Origin of the sequence: Streptomyces sp. NPDC007896, assembly GCF_042959425.1 — a bacterium.
GTDB lineage: Bacteria > Actinomycetota > Actinomycetes > Streptomycetales > Streptomycetaceae > Streptomyces.
In genome coordinates this window covers 180513-196755 of the sequence record NZ_JBIBKX010000011.1, presented here as the reverse complement: position 1 = coordinate 196755, position 16243 = coordinate 180513, and the positions used below count along the sequence as shown (strand labels likewise).

Genomic DNA, 16243 nt, shown 5'->3' with positions numbered 1-16243 from the left:
GGTCTACCTTCATGTGGCGGCGCCAGGATTCGAACCTGGGAAGGCTGAGCCGGCAGATTTACAGTCTGCTCCCTTTGGCCGCTCGGGCACACCGCCGGGGTTGCTGCCTTGAGGACCGCTTTTCGGCGGTGCTCCCTGGCAACGACGTAAACGATACCTGATGCTCGGGGGTGCTTCGCCACCCGATTGATCTGCGCTTGGAGGGGAGGGGGTGGCTAGGCTTATGCGGATGCGGCCGGGGACCTACGCCGGGTTCGACGGCCGCCCCTACGCACCCCGATACAAGGAGCCACAGGACATGGCCGACTCCAGTTTCGACATCGTCTCGAAGGTCGAGCGGCAGGAGGTCGACAACGCCCTCAACCAGGCCGCCAAGGAAATCTCGCAGCGCTACGACTTCAAGAACGTGGGCGCCTCCATCTCCTGGTCCGGCGAGAAGATCCTGATGGAGGCGAACTCCGAGGAGCGGGTCAAGGCCATCCTCGATGTGTTCGAGACCAAGCTGGTCAAGCGCGGTATCTCGCTGAAGGCGCTGGACGCGGGCGAGCCCCAGCTCTCCGGCAAGGAGTACAAGATCTTCGCGTCCATCGAGGAGGGCATCTCCCAGGAGAACGCGAAGAAGGTGGCGAAGATCATTCGCGACGAGGGCCCGAAGGGCGTGAAGGCGCAGGTGCAGGGCGACGAGCTGCGCGTCAGCTCCAAGAGCCGTGACGACCTGCAGGCCGTGCAGGCGCTGCTCAAGGGCAAGGACTTCGACTTCGCGCTGCAGTACGTGAACTACCGGTAGCCGTCGGCCGTCAACCGGCTTCGGCCGGTGGTTCATTGCGCGTACGAGCGAAGTTGCGCGTACGAGGAAGGGTGGGCCCCGGAGGTGCCCACCCTTCTCGCCTGCTGGCTGCGGCCTCGGGGCGCGCGCTCAACGGCGCGAGTCGCCGAACAGGATGCGGTAGAGGATGAGCAGGACGAGCGAGCCGCCGATCGCGGCGGCCCACGTGGCCCCGTCGTAGAACTGCTTGGCGATCGGGTGGTCCAGCCACCGCGCGGAGATCCAGCCGCCGATGAAGGCGCCCGCGATGCCGATGACGGTCGTGCCGATGAAGCCGCCCGGGTCACGGCCCGGCAGCAGGAATTTGGCGATGGCCCCGGCCAACAGTCCCAGAATGATCCAGCTGATGATGCCCATGCCCTGAACCTGCCTCTCCGCGCTGTCCCTGTGCTGTGATCCTGCTCCGGACCTGCTGTGTCATGCCTTCGAGTTCGAGCAGCCGGTGTCGTGCTGGTGTTCCTGGCGCGTCGTCGGCAAGGACGTCTCGTCGGCGGCGGTCGGTTGCAGCGATCAGTAGGGTGCCGCCCATGACACAGTCCGGATCCGAGTTGCGGCGCACCCTGGGCGTCGGGGACGCCGTGGTCATCGGGCTCGGGTCGATGGTGGGTGCCGGGATCTTCGCGGCGCTGGGCCCCGCGGCGCGGGCGGCCGGGTCCGGTCTGCTCCTCGGGCTCGCGGTCGCGGCCGTGGTCGCGTACTGCAATGCGATGTCCTCCGCACGGCTGGCCGCTCTGTATCCGGCCTCCGGTGGCACATATGTATACGGGCGTGAGCGTCTCGGCGCCTTCTGGGGGTATCTGGCGGGCTGGTCGTTCGTCGTCGGGAAGACGGCTTCCTGTGCGGCGATGGCGCTCACCGTGGGCGCGTACGTCTGGCCGGGGCAGGCGCACGCGGTGGCGGTCGGGGCCGTGGTGGTGCTCACCGCGGTGAACTACGGCGGCATGCAGAAGTCCGCCTGGCTGACCCGGGTGATCGTTTCGGTGGTCCTCGCGGTCCTCGCTTCCGTGGTGGTCGTGTGTCTCGGTTCGGACGCCTCCGACGCTGGGCGGCTGGACGTCGGGGTCTCCGGTGGCGCGGGCGGGGTGCTCCAGGCGGCGGGGCTGCTGTTCTTCGCGTTCGCCGGGTACGCGCGGATCGCGACGCTCGGTGAGGAGGTACGGGATCCGGCGCGCACCATTCCACGCGCGATCCCGACGGCTCTGGGTGTCACGCTCCTCGTGTACGCGGCGGTCGCGGTGGCGGTCCTTTCGGTGCTGGGGCCGGACGGGCTCGGGCGCGCCTCGGCGCCACTGGCCGACGCTGTGCGGGCGGCCGGTGTGCCGGGGCTCGTGCCGGTGGTGCGGGTGGGTGCGACCGTGGCCGCGCTCGGCTCGCTCCTCGCCCTGATCCTGGGCGTCTCACGCACGACGCTGGCCATGGCCCGCGACGGTCATCTGCCGAGCTCCCTGGCCGCCGTACATCCGCGTTTCCAGGTGCCGCACCGGGCGGAGCTGGCCGTGGGCGCGGTGGTCGCCGCGCTGGCCGCGAGGGTGGATGTGCGGGGCGCGATCGGGTTCTCCTCCTTCGGTGTACTGGCGTACTACGCCGTGGCCAACGCGTCGGCCTGGACGCTGAGTCCCGCTCCGGCGGCGCGGGTGGTGCCGGTGGTGGGACTCGTCGGATGTGTGACCCTGGCGTTCGCGCTGCCGGCGGATTCGGTGGTCGTGGGCGCGGCAGTGCTGGCTGTGGGGGCGGCGGCGTACGGCGTGAGGGTGTGGGCGGCCTCGCGGTAGCCACCGGCGGGGCCGCGGTGGTGGGCGGGTCGCTACGAGGTCTGTGCCGTCGCCGTGCGTATGCGGAAGTCGGGCCAGGGGGCCAAGTCCGTGTCGTCGTTGGACTCCTCGTACCAGCCGGAGCCCTCCAGCCAGGTGCCCAGCCACGCCTCCAGGTCGGGTGCGTCCACGTACCAGGCGTGGTCGGCCTCGTCGGCGTTCGGCTCGTAGAGCAGGACCGTGCCCCGGGGGCTGCGGCAGTCCACGCACGCGTACATACCGCAGCCCCAGTGGGATATCGGCAGAACGCCCTCCGGTCAGGGCCAGTCGGGGTCCTGGCGGCCGCTCTCCCGGTGGGCGAGGTACTGCGGGACGGCGGCGGGCTCGCCTGACGGGGGACCGTCGAGCAGCGGCAACAGGCCGTACTCCGGACCGAAGCCGCCGTCCCCTATCCGCAGGTAGAGCGCGGCGAGCAGCGGCGGCAGGGTGAACCCCAGGACGGCTTCGGCGCGGGCGACCGCCGCCGCGTCCACGGGCTCGGGGAGCGAAGGCCAGCCCCACGGGCGGGTGTTACGGGCCTCCGTACCGACCCGTGCCAGCAACTGCTCGATTTCGGTCATGGATTCATGATGCAGCGCGCCACTGACAATCGGGCGGCCTGTGGATAACCCATCAGGCGATGCGTACGTCGACGCCGTTCTCGGTGAGGAAGGCGAGGAGTTCCTCGAATGTCGGGGGTCTGCGGTCGCGGCACGGTGTCACGCCGAGGCAGGTGCGGGCGACGTCGGCGTCGTGCCACACGAGGGTGAAGGGCGGCGCGGCGCCGTAGCCGTCTCGCAGGCGGTCGGCGACGGTGGTCAGGTCGTGGCCGAAGTAGCCGCCGGGGCCGTTCACCGCCTCGCCCAGCGCACAGTGGAAGGCCGGCACGTCGGTGACGTGGCGGCCGTCGAGGTGGTAGGTGGAGCCGGGCTCTGGGTCGGGCCCGTACGGATTCGTTCCTTCCCGGGCTCGGTCGAGCCAGAACTCGCGCCCCTGTGGGCTGCATCGGACCCAGCTGTTCGGCTCGGACTGGCGTTCGTGCCACCACACGTCCCACGCCTCCCGAGCTGCTGTGGGAAGCCGCCGCGACCAGGGGTCAAGGGTGAGATCGACCAGGCCCCGGCCGTGCGCGGAGGGGATCCACGCGATGATCTCGCCTTCGAGTACGGAGCCGACCGTCCGGCCGACCCGGTTGAGGCGCAGCACGCGAGCATGCCCCAGGTCCTCGTCGCCCGCTTCGAGCGCGTCGCGCAGGGATCCGCGCGGGGAGCAGCCGAGCAGGCGCACCGGCGGCTCGGCCGGTTCGAGGAATTCGACGGGGACTTGGCCGAGGTCCCTGCAATGGCCCCACGCCTCGCCGTCCGCGCCCAGGAGTCGGTGTCCCGTGGAAGGTAACGGCCGCTGGGGGTGTTCGGCCTGGGTGTCCGGGACCGCCGACACCTCGACGGTGATGTCGCGCAGCGTCGGGTCGAGCGGGCACGGGCGATCACCGAGGACCCTTGCGTACTCCAGTGGCCATTCCTCCCCGACCGGGGTGTGTGTGGCGTCGAGGGTCCGCACCAATAGGCCGCCCAACGGAGCGGAGCCCGTGGTGCGGGCCCGCTCCATGGCCCCGGCCAGCTCGCCCCGGGGTGCGCAGCCGAGGAGTTCGTACCGGACGCGCGGCGGAGGGAGCGGATCGACGTAGAGCTCGTCAGTGGCGTCCTTGCACAGGGCCCATATCGACTCGCCGACGCCCCTGTTGCTGTACGCCGCCACGGCGTACTTCGGATTCTGCACCCCCGCGCCGCCTCGTCAGCGCGTGGCGAACGGCTCGTCCGTGCGGACGATTTCGCGGCCCAGCGGAAGCAACGAGACCGGGATGAGCTTGAAGTTGGCGATGCCGAATGGGATGCCGATGATCGTGATGCACAGGAGGATGCCGGTCACGATGTGGGCGAGGGCGAGCCACCAGCCCGCGAGGACCAGCCACAGGACGTTGCCGACGCAGGAGGGTGCGCCCGCGTCGCGGCGCTCCACCGTCGTATAGCCGAAGGGCCACAGGGCGTAGACGCCGATACGGAAGGCCGCGATGCCGAACGGGATGCCGATAATGGTGATGCACAGCAGCACGCCGGCAGCCAAGTAGCCGAGGAACAGCCAAAAGCCGCTCAGGACGAGCCAAATGACGTTCAGGATTGTCTTCATTGCTGGCGACCTGCCATCTGCTCGAGCCGGGCAATGCGCTCCGCCATCGGCGGGTGCGTGGAGAACATCTTCGACATTCCCTGGCCCGGGCGAAAGGGGTTGGCGATCATCATGTGGCTAGCGGTCTCGATGCGCGGCTCGGGGGGCAACGGCAGTTGTTTGGTGCCCGCGTCGAGCTTGCGCAGGGCACTGGCGAGGGCGAGGGGGTCGCCGGTGAGCTGGGCGCCGGACGCGTCCGCCTCGTACTCCCTGGAGCGGCTGATGGCCAGCTGGATGAGGGACGCGGCGAGCGGACCCAGGATCATGATCAGCAGCAAGCCGAGGACGCCGGGACCCTCGTCGTCGTTCGAACGGCCTACCGGGATCAGCCAGGCGAAATTCACCAGGAACATGATCACGGAGGCGAGGGCGCCCGCGACCGACGAGATCAGGATGTCTCGGTTGTAGACATGGCTGAGCTCGTGGCCGATGACGCCGCGCAGCTCGCGTTCGTCCAGGATGCGCAGGATTCCTTCGGTGCAGCACACCGCCGCGTTGCGCGGGTTGCGCCCCGTCGCGAACGCGTTCGGCGCTTCCGTCGGTGAGATGTACAGGCGCGGCATGGGCTGGCGGGCCTGGGTCGAGAGCTCCCGGACGATGCGGTACAGGGCCGGGGCCTCGAATTCGCTCACCGGGCGTGCGCGCATCGCGCGTAGAGCCAGTTTGTCGCTGTTCCAGTACGCGTACGCGTTCGTCCCGATCGCGATGAACAGCGCGACGACGAGGCCGGTACGCCCGAAGAAGCTGCCGATGACGATGATGAGTGCGGACAGTCCCCCGAGGAGTACGGCGGTCCTGAGCCCGTTGTGCCGGCGGTGCACGGTACGCCCTCCAAGTGGTGCGGCAGGGGAACCCTTTTGCTTGCTGATGCCTTGCGTCCACTCTTCAGTGGACCCTCCCGTACTGGTCAACGCCAGGCGGGGAGCACTAGTTCCCTTGTGCGGGCGGTGGCGCGTGTAGGCCGTGCGGGTGACGGTGTCAGAACAGGCCGGTGGCCGAGAAGCGCAGGACCAGCTGAGGTGCTCCGGACAGGGCGATGCCCAGGACTGCCGTCAGGGCGATCGCGGCGGTCAGCGGGGCCGGGACGCGGTGTTTCTCGGGCTCGCCCTCGGGGGCGCGGAAGAGCAGGGTCGTCCACTGGAGGTAGTAGAAGAGCGCGATCACGACGTTGACGGCCATGATCACGGCCAGCCAGCCGAGCCCGGCGTCGACGGCCGCCGAGAAGACGGTGACCTTCGCGAAGAGGCCGATGATGCCCGGCGGCAGCCCCGCGAGGCACAGCAGGAAGAAGCCGAGGAGGAGGGCCGAGAGGGGGCGCGACGCGTACAGGCCCCGGTAGTCGCTGATGCGGTTCAGGGGGCTCGTACGGGCGACGAGGGCGGCCACGGCGAAGGCGCCGAGGTTCACGGCCGCGTACATCAGGGCGTACGCGACGGTGGAGCCGACGGCCTTGTCGGCGTCCTTGGAGTAGCCGGCGGACGCGATCGGGACCAGGAGGTAGCCGGCCTGGCCGACGGAGGACCAGGCGAGCAGGCGGACCGCGCTGTACGCGCGCGTGGCCTGCTGGCGCAGGGCGCCGACGTTGCCGACGGTCATGGTGAGGGCGGCCAGCGCGGCGAGCGCGGGGCCCCAGACGTCCGCGTACGAGGGAAGGGCGACGACGGTGACGAGGATCAGGCCGGAGAAGCCGACCGCCTTGCCGACGACCGACAAGTAGGCGGCGATCGGCAAGGGCGCCCCTACGTAGGTGTCGGGCACCCAGAAGTGGAAGGGCACGGCGGCCGTCTTGAAGGCGAAGCCGACGAGGGTGAGGACGACTCCCGCCTGGGCGAGGGTGTGGAACTGTCCGTCGACGTGCTGGATCTTGTCCGCGATCTGGGTGAGGTAGAGGGTGCCGGTCGTCGCGTAGACGAAGCTGACGCCCATGAGGCTCACGGCGGTCGCGGTGACGGAGGACAGGAAGAACTTCAGGGCCGCCTCGGAGGACTTCTTGTCGCCGCGTTTGATGCCGACGAGTGCGAAGGCGGGCAGCGAGGCGACTTCGAGGGCGACGATGAGCGTCGCGAGATCACGGGAGGCGGGCAGCAGGGCGGCGCCCGCGGCCGAGGAGAGCAGCAGGAACCAGAACTCCCCTTCGGGGATTTCCTTGTTGGCGTCCTTCAGGGCCGTGACCGACAGCAGTGCTGCCAGGAGCGCGCCGCCGAGGACCAGGAACTGGATGACGAGGGTGAAGCGGTCCGCCGTGTAGCTGCAGGCGTGCGCGTCGCCCGTCAGACAGAAGGTGGCGCGGTCGCCGTCCAGGAGGGGCAGCAGCATGAGCGCGGACGCGGCGAGCCCCGCCACCGACACCCAGCCGAGTACCGCCTTCTTCTCCTCTCCGATGAAGAGATCGGCGACGAGCACGACGAGTCCGACGACCGCGGCGAGGGTGGGCGGCGCGATCGCGAGCCAGTCGACGGACTGGACCAGGGAGCTCATCGGGTGCCTCCTGCGAGGAGCTGCTGTACGGCCGGGTCGGTCAGGCCGAGGAGGGCCTTGGGCCACAGACCGGCGACGACGGTGAGGACGACGAGCGGCGTCCAGGCCGCGAACTCGTAGCTCTGGACGTCGGCGAGCTTCGGCGCCTCCTGCCGCGGGGTCTCGCCCATGCACACACGGCGTACGACGACGAGCATGTACGCGGCCGTGAGCAGCGTGCCGAAGGCGGCGATCGCCATGAACGTCAGATACGCGGGGCGGCTGAGGTCGGCGGCGGGTTTGAACGCGCCGAACAGGGCCAGCATCTCGCCCCAGAATCCGGCGAGGCCCGGGAGCCCGAGCGAGGCGACGGCGGCGAAGGCGAGGAGGCCGCCGAGACGTGGAGCCTTGCCGTAGAGCGCGGCGCCGGTCTCCTCGGCGAGGGTGTCGAGGTCGGTGGTGCCCGTGCGGTCCTTCAGCGCCCCGACGAGGAAGAAGAGGAGTCCGGTGATGAGGCCGTGGGCGATGTTGGCGAACAGCGCGCCGTTCACGCCGGTCGGGGTCATCGTCGCGATGCCGAGCAGGACGAATCCCATGTGGCCGACGGACGAGTACGCGATGAGCCGCTTGAGATCGCCCTTCGCGCCCTGTTTCGCGAGGGCCAGGCAGGCCAGGGATCCGTAGATGATCCCGACCACGGCGAAGGCGGCGAGGTAGGGGGCGAAGGTGTGCATGCCGTCCGGCGCGATCGGCAGCAGAATACGGACGAAACCGTACGTACCCATCTTCAGGAGTACACCGGCCAGCAGGACCGAGCCGACGGTGGGCGCGGCGGTGTGGGCGTCCGGCAGCCAGCTGTGCAGCGGCCACATCGGCGTCTTGACCGCGAGCCCGATTCCGATCGCCAAAACGGCGATGACCTGCACGGATGTGGTCAGCGACCGGCCGTTGTCAGTGGCGAGTGCCACCATGTCGAATGTGCCCGCCTTGATTCCGATCAGGAGCAGGCCCAGCAGCATGACGACCGAACCGAGCAGCGTGAAGAGGATGAACTTCCAGGCCGCGGCCTGGCGCTGGGCACCGCCCCATCGGGCGATGAGGAAGTACATCGGGATGAGCACCATCTCGAACGCGAGGAAGAACAGCAGCAGATCGAGGACGGCGAAGGTCGCGAGGGTGCCGGACTCGAGGACGAGCAGCAGTGCGACGAAGGCCTTCGGGGTCGGACCCGCGGGCATCTTGAAGTAGCTGTAGAGCGCGCAGAGGAAGGTCAGCAGCGCGGTCAGGACCAGAAGGGGGAGGGAAATGCCGTCGATGCCGAGGTGGATCCGCACGTCGAGTGCGGGGATCCAGCTGATGTCCGTCGTGGCCTGCATCTGCTGTGCCTTGGCCGGGGTGTCATGGTCAAAGCCGAGCGCGAGGACGATCGCGGCGATGAGCACCACGCCGGTGACGATCACGCCGTGCCGCAGCACGGCCTGGTCCGGCGACTTTCCCTTCAGTCCGGGCGGCGCGGGCAGGAGAGCGGCGGCGGCCCCGATGAGCGGCCCGACGACGATCAACGCGAGAAGAATCTGCATCACGGATTCACTGATATCGATCACGCCTGCTCACGCTCCCGTGGCGACTAGGAGGGCGGCGACCACCAGGACGACGGTGCCGGCGAGCAGCGCGCTCACATAGGTCTGCACATTGCCGGTCTGCGCGCGCCGTACGGCGGCGCCGAGCAGGCGGGGTAGGGCGGCGGCACCGCGTACGTAGGTGTCGACGACCTCACGGTCGAGGAACCGGACGAGTGTGGCTCCGGCCTGGACGGGGCGGACGAACAGCACGTTGTACACGGCGTCGAGGTGGAAACCGACGGCCGCGTGCCGGTGCAGCGGGCCGAGCAGCAGCCGTCCGGGGTCCGCCGGGTCGGGGGCGTAGGCCACGTCTCCGAACACGGGTGCGTGGCTGGCGATCGCCTCCGCCTCGACCTGCGCGGGTTCGGCGTCGGGGTGGGCCACGACCGCGCCCATCGGCACGCGGGGAGCCAGCGCGGTGGTGTGCCGCCAGGCGCCGTAAGTGACGATCCCGCCGACCAGGGCGAGCCCCGTGCTGAGGACGGAGGTGGTGAGGACCGGTGTCAGGTCGCGGCCGTCGAACCAGTCGGGAAGCGCACCGTACGCGAGCCCGAAGGCGAGGGACGGGACGGCGAGTACCCACAGCACGACCGTCATGCTGCGTGGTTCCTTGCCGTGGTCGGGGGCCTCGACGCCCCGGCCGTGGAAGGCCAGCAGCCACAGCCGGGTCGCGTACGCGGCGGTGAGTACGGCGGTGACCAGGCCGGCGATGAGGACGATCCAGCCCGCGGAGCCGGGGGCGTGCTCGGTGTGGCCGGTGGCGACGTGCTCGGCCGCGCCGAGGACGGCCTCCTTGGAGAAGAAGCCGCTGAACGGCGGGATCGCGGCGAGCGCGAGCAGCGCGACGGTCATCGTCCAGTAGGCGTCGGGGACGCGGGATCGCAGGCCCGTCATGCGGGACATGACGGCCAGCGAGTTGGTGCCGGAGGCGTGGATGATCACGCCGGCGGCGAGGAACAGCAGCGCCTTGAAGGCGCCGTGGGACAGGAGGTGGAAGACGGCGGCACCGCGGTCGCCGACGGCGAGGGCGCCGGCCATGTAGCCGAGCTGGCCGATCGTCGAGTACGCGAGGACACGCTTGATGTCGTCCTGGGCGAGTGCGGCCAGTGCCGAGCCCGCCATCGTGACGGCGGCCATGACGGCTAGGACCACCATCGCGGCCGAGGAGGCCTGGAAGACGGGGAGGAGCCGGGCGACGAAGTAGATACCGGCGGCGACCATCGTCGCGGCGTGGATCAGGGCGGAGACGGGTGTCGGGCCCGCCATCGCGTCGGGCAGCCAGGTGTGCAGCGGGAACAGCGCCGACTTGCCCGCCACGCCGGCGAGGAGCAGCAGGGCGACCAGCGTCGGATGGTGCAGTCCGCCGCTCGCGACGGTGCCGAGGACCGTGGTGATGCGGAAGGACCCGGCGTCGGTGCCGAGGGCGAACAGACCGATGAGGAAAGGGACGTCGCCGAGTTTGGTGACCAGGAAGGCCTTGATCGAGGCGGCGCGGGCCTCAGGGGTCTCCCAGTAGTGGCCAACCAGGAAGTACGAGCAGATGCCCATGACCTCCCAGCCGACCAGGAGCACGATCAGGTCGCCGGAGTAGACGACGAGCAGCATCGCGGAGGTGAAGAGGGAGATGAGAGCGGCGTACGAGGGGTAGCGCGGGTCGTTGCGCAGGTAGCCCGTCGAGTAGATCTGCACGCAGGAGGCGACGACGCCGACGAGTACGGCGACGAGAGCGGCGAAGCCGTCGATGTGCAGGGAGAGTTCGATCGGGACCGAGCCGGTGGGCGTCAGTTCGGTGGCCGCGTTGATGGCCTGGCCGCCGCCCTGGCGCACGGCGACCAGTACGGCGAGGACGAGGGAGGTGAGGGACGGGAGTACCGCGAGGGGGCGGACGTAGCCGGGGGCCGTGCGGCCGAGGAGGAGTCCGGCCGCGGCGCCCAGGAACGGAAGGAGGGGGACGAGGACGGCGAGGGTGGTCGTGGTCACGCGGTGGCCTCAGCCTTCTCGTCTCCCGTGACGGGGGCTTCTTCGGTGCCGTCGCCGTGGGAGCCGTCCGGGGCGGGGCCCTCGGCGGTGTCGCGGAGCTTGTCGATGTCCGAGGTGCCGCGGCCCCGGTAGACGGCGAGGACGATCGCCAGGCCGATGCCGATCTCGGCGGCCGCGATGGCGATGGTGAACAGGGTCAGGGCCTGGCCGGAGTGGAGCGTGTCGCGGGCGGTCCTGGAGAGCCAGACGTCGAAGGCGACGAGGTTCAGGTTGACGGCGTTGAGCATGAGCTCGACGGACATCAGGACCAGGATCGCGTTGCGGCGCGCGAGGACTCCGTACAGGCCCGTGCAGAAGAGGAGGGCGGAGAGCACGGCGGGATAGGCGAGGTGCATCAGCGGGTCCCTTCCTTCTCGCTCCGGCGGCTCTGGGCACCCGCGGGGGCGGCGGTGCCCGCGGGGGAGGTCGCGTCCGCGGTGATGGTCGCGTCCGCCTTCGCCTTGCGGGAGAGGACGATCGCGCCGACCAGGGCGGCGAGAAGGAGGACGGAGAGGGCCTCGAAGGGGAGGACCCAGTTCTGGAAGAGGCTCGCCCCGGTGACCTCGGTGGAGCCGGCGGCGGGGCCCTTCAGGTCGACCCAGGTGGTGCGGAAGGCGTCCACGACCACCCAGACGAGGGCGGCGGCCGCGGCGAGGGCCACGGTGAGGGCGGCCCAGCGGTTGCCGGAGTCGGCGTCCGGGGAGCGGCCGATCGGCGCCTTGGTGAGCATCAGACCGAACAGAAGGAGGACGACGACGGAACCGACATAGATGAGGACCTGCACCCAGGCGATGAACTCGGCCGTGAGCAGGAGGTACTCGACGGCGAGGCCGCCGAGCGTCATCACCAGCCACAGGGCGGCGTGCACCAGCTGCTTGGTGGTGACGGTGACGATCGCGGCGCCGAAGGTGACCAGACCGACGAGGAGGAAGGCGATCTCGACGCCCGTCGGGGAGAGGAAGCCGTGGCTTTCGGCGGCGGTGGTCGTGGCCCGCGCCGCGGCGGCCGTGGCTGCTGCGAGGCTCACGACGCACCGTCCTGCGGGTCGGAGGGCTTGGAGGGCTCGGGCGTGCCCGTGGTCGTGCCTGTGGTCGGGTCCTTGGTCGTGCCTGTGGTCGGGTCCTTGGTCGTGCCTGTGGTCGTGCCTGTGGTCGTAGGCGTGTCCCGGGCCGGGGGTTCGGGCTGGACAGCCTGGTCGGCTGTCTGCGCAGCGAGTCCGACCGCCTCGGCTGCCTCGGCTGCCGTGGCTGCCTCGGCGGCGAGCTTGTCGGCTGTTTTGCGGGCGGCGGCCAGTTCCTTCGGTTCCTCGGCGCCTGGGTCGAGGGCGGGCGGGGCCGGAACCGTCCACATCCACTCGCGGAGCTTGTCGCGCTCGTGGGTGAGTTCGTGGATGTCGGTCTCCGCGTACTCGAACTCCGGGGACCAGAACAGCGCGTCGAAAGGACAGACCTCGATGCAGATACCGCAGTACATGCACAGGGAGAAGTCGATGGCGAAGCGGTCGAGGACGTTGCGGCTGCGCTCGCGGCCACCGGGGGCGGTCGGCGGGACCGTCTCCTTGTGGGAGTCGATGTAGATGCACCAGTCCGGGCACTCGCGGGCGCACAGCATGCAGACCGTGCAGTTCTCCTCGAACAGGCCGATGACGCCGCGGGAGCGGGGCGGGAGTTCGGGCTGGGCGTCCGGGTACTGCGCGGTGACGGTCTTCTTCGTCATCGTGCGGAGGGTGACGGCCAGGCCCTTGGCGAGTCCGGAGCCAGGAATGCGGGGACGGGTGGGCGGGAGAGGCTCGGCCATGGTTACGAGATCACCACCTTGACGATGCCGGTGAGGGCGATCTGGGCGAGAGAGAGGGGGACGAGGAGGGTCCAGGAGAGTTTCTGGAGCTGGTCCTCACGCAGGCGGGGATAGGTGACGCGCAGCCAGATCACGACGAAGGCGAGGAGGGCCGCCTTCAGGAGGGTCCAGACCCAGCCGAGGCCGTCGGCACCCCACGGGCCGTGCCAGCCGCCCAGGAAGAGGACGGTGGTCAGACCGCACAGGACGACGATTCCGGCGTACTCGGCAAGGAGGAAGAGCGCGAAGCGCAGGCCGGTGTACTCGGTGTACGCGCCGAAGATGATCTCCGAGTCGGCGACGGGCATGTCGAAGGGCGGGCGCTGGAGTTCGGCGAGGCCCGCCACGAAGAAGACGATCGCGCCGACGATCTGCCATGGCACCCACCACCACTCGAAGGCGGCGACGATGCCGGGCAGGGAGACCGTGCCGGCCGCCATCGCGACGGAGGCGGCGGTCAGCAGCATCGGGAGTTCGTAGGCGAGGAGCTGGGCGGCGGTGCGCAGGCCGCCGAGGAGGGAGAACTTGTTGGCCGAGGCCCAGCCCGCCATGAGCGAGCCGAGGACGCCCACGCCCATCACGGCGAGAACGAAGAAGATGCCCGCGTCGACGACCTGGCCGACGGCGCCCTCGCCCGGGCCGATCGGGATGGCGAGGAGGACGAGAAGGTACGGGAGGAGGGCGACGGCGGGGGCGAGCTGGAAGATACGGCGGTCCGCACCCGCGGGGACGATGTCTTCCTTCTGGGCGAACTTCACGCCGTCCGCGACGAGTTGGGCCCAGCCGTGGAAGCCGCCGGCGTACATCGGGCCGAGGCGGCCCTGCATGTGGGCCATCACCTTGTGCTCGGTCTGACCGACGATCAGGGGGAACGTCAGGAACACCACGAAGACGACGAGGAGGCGTAGGGCGACGTCGAGAGCGTCGTTCACTGTGTGCCTCCGGTTGGGTTTCTGGGGGTGGGGTCTTCGGGGGTGGGGTCTTCGGGGGTGGAGCCGGGGTCCGAGTCGGAGTCCGAATCAGGGGATGCCGGGGGTTTCGCAGTGACCTCGGGGTCGGGACTCTGGGCGGCTGCGGGCTCCGGGGTGGCCCCCGGCTCCGACTCCGAACCGGACTCCTGCTTCGATTCCTGCTTCTGCTTCGGTTCCTGCTCGCGCTTCGGTTCCTGCTCCTGCTCCTGCTCGTCGAACGCAGGGCGGGCGTGGTGCCAAGGGGCATCGGAGCTGCGCGGCGCCGCGGGCCTTGCGGGTGCGGCGGCAGCGGGCGGCTCGGTGGCCTGTGTCCTTTGTGTCGCCGAGCCCTGGCTCGCGCTGCGCGTACGGCGGGGGCCGGCGGGAGGCGTCGGCTCGGCGGTCCCTGGGGCACCGGGGGCTGTCGTGGTCGACTGCTGCTCGGTGGCCGGGGCCTCGGTCTGCTGGCTGGCCGAGCCCTGGCTGGCGCTGCGCGCCCGGCGAGGAGGCGTCGGGGCCTGCGCACCGGCAGCGGCAGCAGCGGTTGCCGTGGTGGCAGCGGCAGCAGCGGTTGCCGTGGTGGCAGCGGCGGAGGGATCGGTCCCCGTGCCGCCGCCGGTGGTGGCGGCCTGGCTTGCCGAGCCCTCGCCCGCCGTGCGGGCCCGCCGCACCGGGCGGTCGCCGGCGGTGCGGGCCGCTCCGCGCGCCGGGCGGGCGGGGGCCGGAGGGAGCTGGCCCTTCAGGGGACCCCATTCGTTGGGGTCGGGGACGCCGGGCGGAAGCATCTGGCGGCGCTTGGGGCCACCGTGATCGGACTCCCCCGGCTCCTTCGCCCCGGGCCAGGCCTTGGCGACGCGGGCGGCGAGGACGAAGTCCTTGCGGAGGGGGTGGCCTTCGAAGCCCTCGGGGAGAAGAAGGGGGTCGAGGCCCGGGTGGCCCTCGAAGGTGACGCCGAACATCTCGTGGGTCTCGCGCTCGTGCCAGCCGGCGCCGGCGTACACGGAGACCGCCGTCGCCAGGACGGGTGCCGAGTGCGGGACGGTCGTACGGACGAGGAGGCGGCGTACGGGAGACAGGGCCACCACGTGCGCGGCGACGCGGAAGCCCGTGCCGGGTTCGTCGACGGCGCTCAACCAGTCGAAGTAGGTGCAGCCCAGCGAGTCGCGCGCGGTCTCCAGGGCGGGGAGCCAGGCAGTCGGCGGTACGTCGACCGTCAGGACCGCGTACGACTCCTCGGCCGTGGCCTCCGGGCCGAAGAGTTCCTCGACGGGCGCGGGGAGCCAGCCGACGGTCATCGGTCCTCCCTCACGGCGGGCGGACGCACCAGGTCGCTCTGGAGGGCGGCGGCCGACGGGCGCGGCGAGGAGCTGTAGCGCTCCCCCAGCGACTCCCGGGCGATCTTCTCCTGGAGCTTGAGGATGCCCTGGAGCAGCGCCTCGGGACGGGGCGGGCACCCGGGGACGTAGACGTCCACCGGGATGATCTGGTCGACGCCCTTGGTGACGGAGTAGGAGTCCCAGTAGGGGCCGCCACAGTTGCTGCACGCGCCGAAGGAGATGACGTACTTCGGCTCGGGCATCTGCTCGTAGAGGCGCTTGACGGCGGGGGCCATCTTGTCCGTGACCGTGCCGGAGACGACCATCAGGTCGGCCTGGCGCGGGCCTGGTGCGAACGGGATCACGCCGAGCCGGATGAAGTCGTGCCGGGCCATCGACGCGGCGATGAACTCGATCGCGCAGCAGGCGAGGCCGAAGTTGAAGACCCAGAGTGAGTAGCGGCGGCCCCAGTTCAGGACCACCTTCATCGGCTCCGGAGCCAGCCGGGAGAGCACGCCGAGACGCTTCGGCTCGGGAAGCAGCACGGGCTCGGGAAGCAGCACGGGCTCGGGCAGCGGCGCCTGCTCGGAGGTCATCGAGGGGGTCACGTCCGAGGCGGTCACGTCCGAGTGGGTCACGTCCATGTCAGGACGCCCTTCTTGTATGCGTACAGCAGGCCCACGGCCAGGAAGCCGAGGAAGATGAACATCTCCACGAGGGTGGCCGCGCCGTAGCCGGGCGCGGCGAAGACGGTCGCCCAGGGGAAGAGGAAGATCGAGTCGACGGCGAAGATGACGTAGAGGAAGGCGTAGACGTAGTAGCGGACCTGGGTGTGGGCCCAGCCCTCGCCGACGGGGTCGACGCCGCACTCGTACGTCAGGAGTTTCTCGGGGGTCGGGACCACCGGCCGCAGCAGACGGCCCGCCCCGAAGGCGACGGCGACGAAGAGCACGCCGACGACGACGAGCAGTCCGACGACCGAGTACGACTGGAAGTACCCCGCCGCGACGACGGCCCCGGTTGCCGTGACAACGGTCGGTTCCGGCACGTCAGCCCCTCACTCCCTGACCTCGTTGCGCCCGGCGCGCGCCCCGTCGCGCACGCTGTGATGCGCCCTGTTCGACGATCTGTACGGACGGGAGTCTAGGGCCTGCTAAAGAGACGGTAAGCAGCCCGTCACGCATTGGCTATCGGGGACATG

Annotated in this window: 16 protein-coding genes, 1 tRNA gene and 1 pseudogene; 2 read left to right on the top strand and 16 right to left on the bottom strand. The window is 70.3% G+C overall.

The window, feature by feature from the left end; genetic code table 11:
- Positions 1 to 14: 14 nt before the first annotated feature.
- Positions 15 to 96: transfer RNA gene (locus ACFZDJ_RS32350), tRNA-Tyr, on the bottom strand.
- Between the two features lie 202 nt (positions 97 to 298).
- Here ACFZDJ_RS32350 and ACFZDJ_RS32345 point away from each other — a divergent pair.
- Positions 299 to 787, top strand: a complete 489-nt coding sequence (locus ACFZDJ_RS32345; protein ID WP_101403673.1) for a YajQ family cyclic di-GMP-binding protein — start codon at positions 299 to 301, stop codon at positions 785 to 787.
- A gap of 129 nt (positions 788 to 916) precedes the next feature.
- Here the strand turns inward: ACFZDJ_RS32345 and ACFZDJ_RS32340 are convergent, their stop codons facing one another.
- The gene (locus ACFZDJ_RS32340) at positions 917 to 1183 is read right to left on the bottom strand and encodes a GlsB/YeaQ/YmgE family stress response membrane protein (protein ID WP_054228314.1); all 267 of its coding nucleotides are present in this window, start codon (positions 1181 to 1183) and stop codon (positions 917 to 919) included.
- Between the two features lie 170 nt (positions 1184 to 1353).
- Between ACFZDJ_RS32340 and ACFZDJ_RS32335 the strand changes: the two genes are divergently transcribed.
- Positions 1354 to 2598, top strand: a complete 1245-nt coding sequence (locus ACFZDJ_RS32335; protein ID WP_391064104.1) for an amino acid permease — start codon at positions 1354 to 1356, stop codon at positions 2596 to 2598.
- A 32-nt stretch (positions 2599 to 2630) separates the two neighbouring features.
- Here the strand turns inward: ACFZDJ_RS32335 and ACFZDJ_RS32330 are convergent.
- From ACFZDJ_RS32330 to ACFZDJ_RS32265, 14 genes and pseudogenes are all read right to left on the bottom strand, one after another.
- Positions 2631 to 3197 (bottom strand): annotated as a pseudogene (locus ACFZDJ_RS32330) (SMI1/KNR4 family protein).
- A gap of 52 nt (positions 3198 to 3249) precedes the next feature.
- A complete protein-coding gene (locus tag ACFZDJ_RS32325) occupies positions 3250 to 4395 on the bottom strand; it encodes a barstar family protein (protein ID WP_391064101.1) in 1146 nt (381 codons plus the stop codon).
- Between the two features lie 15 nt (positions 4396 to 4410).
- The gene (locus tag ACFZDJ_RS32320) at positions 4411 to 4803 is read right to left on the bottom strand and encodes a YccF domain-containing protein (RefSeq protein ID WP_054228318.1); all 393 of its coding nucleotides are present in this window, start codon (positions 4801 to 4803) and stop codon (positions 4411 to 4413) included.
- The gene (gene htpX / locus ACFZDJ_RS32315) at positions 4800 to 5663 is read right to left on the bottom strand and encodes a zinc metalloprotease HtpX (protein ID WP_391064099.1); all 864 of its coding nucleotides are present in this window, start codon (positions 5661 to 5663) and stop codon (positions 4800 to 4802) included. Before htpX ends, ACFZDJ_RS32320 begins: the two co-directional genes overlap by 4 nt.
- A 157-nt stretch (positions 5664 to 5820) precedes the next feature.
- Positions 5821 to 7320, bottom strand: coding sequence for a proton-conducting transporter membrane subunit (locus ACFZDJ_RS32310; protein WP_391064096.1), 1500 nt, complete (start codon positions 7318 to 7320; stop codon positions 5821 to 5823).
- A complete protein-coding gene (locus tag ACFZDJ_RS32305; RefSeq protein WP_390934943.1) occupies positions 7317 to 8903 on the bottom strand; it encodes an NADH-quinone oxidoreductase subunit M in 1587 nt (528 codons plus the stop codon). The genes ACFZDJ_RS32310 and ACFZDJ_RS32305 overlap by 4 nt, the downstream gene beginning before the upstream one ends.
- Positions 8904 to 8909: 6 nt before the next feature.
- Positions 8910 to 10901, bottom strand: a complete 1992-nt coding sequence (locus ACFZDJ_RS32300) for an NADH-quinone oxidoreductase subunit L (protein ID WP_391064094.1) — start codon at positions 10899 to 10901, stop codon at positions 8910 to 8912.
- Positions 10898 to 11296 carry an NADH-quinone oxidoreductase subunit NuoK gene (gene nuoK / locus ACFZDJ_RS32295; protein WP_054228323.1) on the bottom strand — a complete coding sequence of 133 codons (399 nt, stop codon included), beginning with the start codon at positions 11294 to 11296 and terminating at the stop codon, positions 10898 to 10900. The genes ACFZDJ_RS32300 and nuoK overlap by 4 nt, the downstream gene beginning before the upstream one ends.
- Complete coding sequence (locus tag ACFZDJ_RS32290) at positions 11296 to 11967, bottom strand: NADH-quinone oxidoreductase subunit J (RefSeq protein WP_391064092.1); 672 nt, start codon at positions 11965 to 11967, stop codon at positions 11296 to 11298. Before ACFZDJ_RS32290 ends, nuoK begins: the two co-directional genes overlap by 1 nt.
- Entirely contained in the window at positions 11964 to 12737 is a 774-nt protein-coding gene (locus ACFZDJ_RS32285) for a 4Fe-4S binding protein (RefSeq protein ID WP_391064090.1), read from the bottom strand. The genes ACFZDJ_RS32290 and ACFZDJ_RS32285 overlap by 4 nt, the downstream gene beginning before the upstream one ends.
- A 2-nt stretch (positions 12738 to 12739) precedes the next feature.
- Positions 12740 to 13708, bottom strand: a complete 969-nt coding sequence (locus ACFZDJ_RS32280; RefSeq protein ID WP_388118014.1) for an NADH-quinone oxidoreductase subunit H — start codon at positions 13706 to 13708, stop codon at positions 12740 to 12742.
- Positions 13705 to 15021: an NADH-quinone oxidoreductase subunit C gene (locus ACFZDJ_RS32275; RefSeq protein WP_391064087.1), complete on the bottom strand. Its 1317-nt coding sequence runs from the start codon at positions 15019 to 15021 to the stop codon at positions 13705 to 13707. The genes ACFZDJ_RS32280 and ACFZDJ_RS32275 overlap by 4 nt, the downstream gene beginning before the upstream one ends.
- Positions 15018 to 15638 carry an NADH-quinone oxidoreductase subunit NuoB gene (locus ACFZDJ_RS32270; protein WP_391064351.1) on the bottom strand — a complete coding sequence of 207 codons (621 nt, stop codon included), beginning with the start codon at positions 15636 to 15638 and terminating at the stop codon, positions 15018 to 15020. The genes ACFZDJ_RS32275 and ACFZDJ_RS32270 overlap by 4 nt, the downstream gene beginning before the upstream one ends.
- Positions 15639 to 15676: 38 nt before the next feature.
- A complete protein-coding gene (locus ACFZDJ_RS32265) occupies positions 15677 to 16090 on the bottom strand; it encodes an NADH-quinone oxidoreductase subunit A (RefSeq protein WP_075028564.1) in 414 nt (137 codons plus the stop codon).
- Positions 16091 to 16243 lie beyond the last annotated feature (153 nt).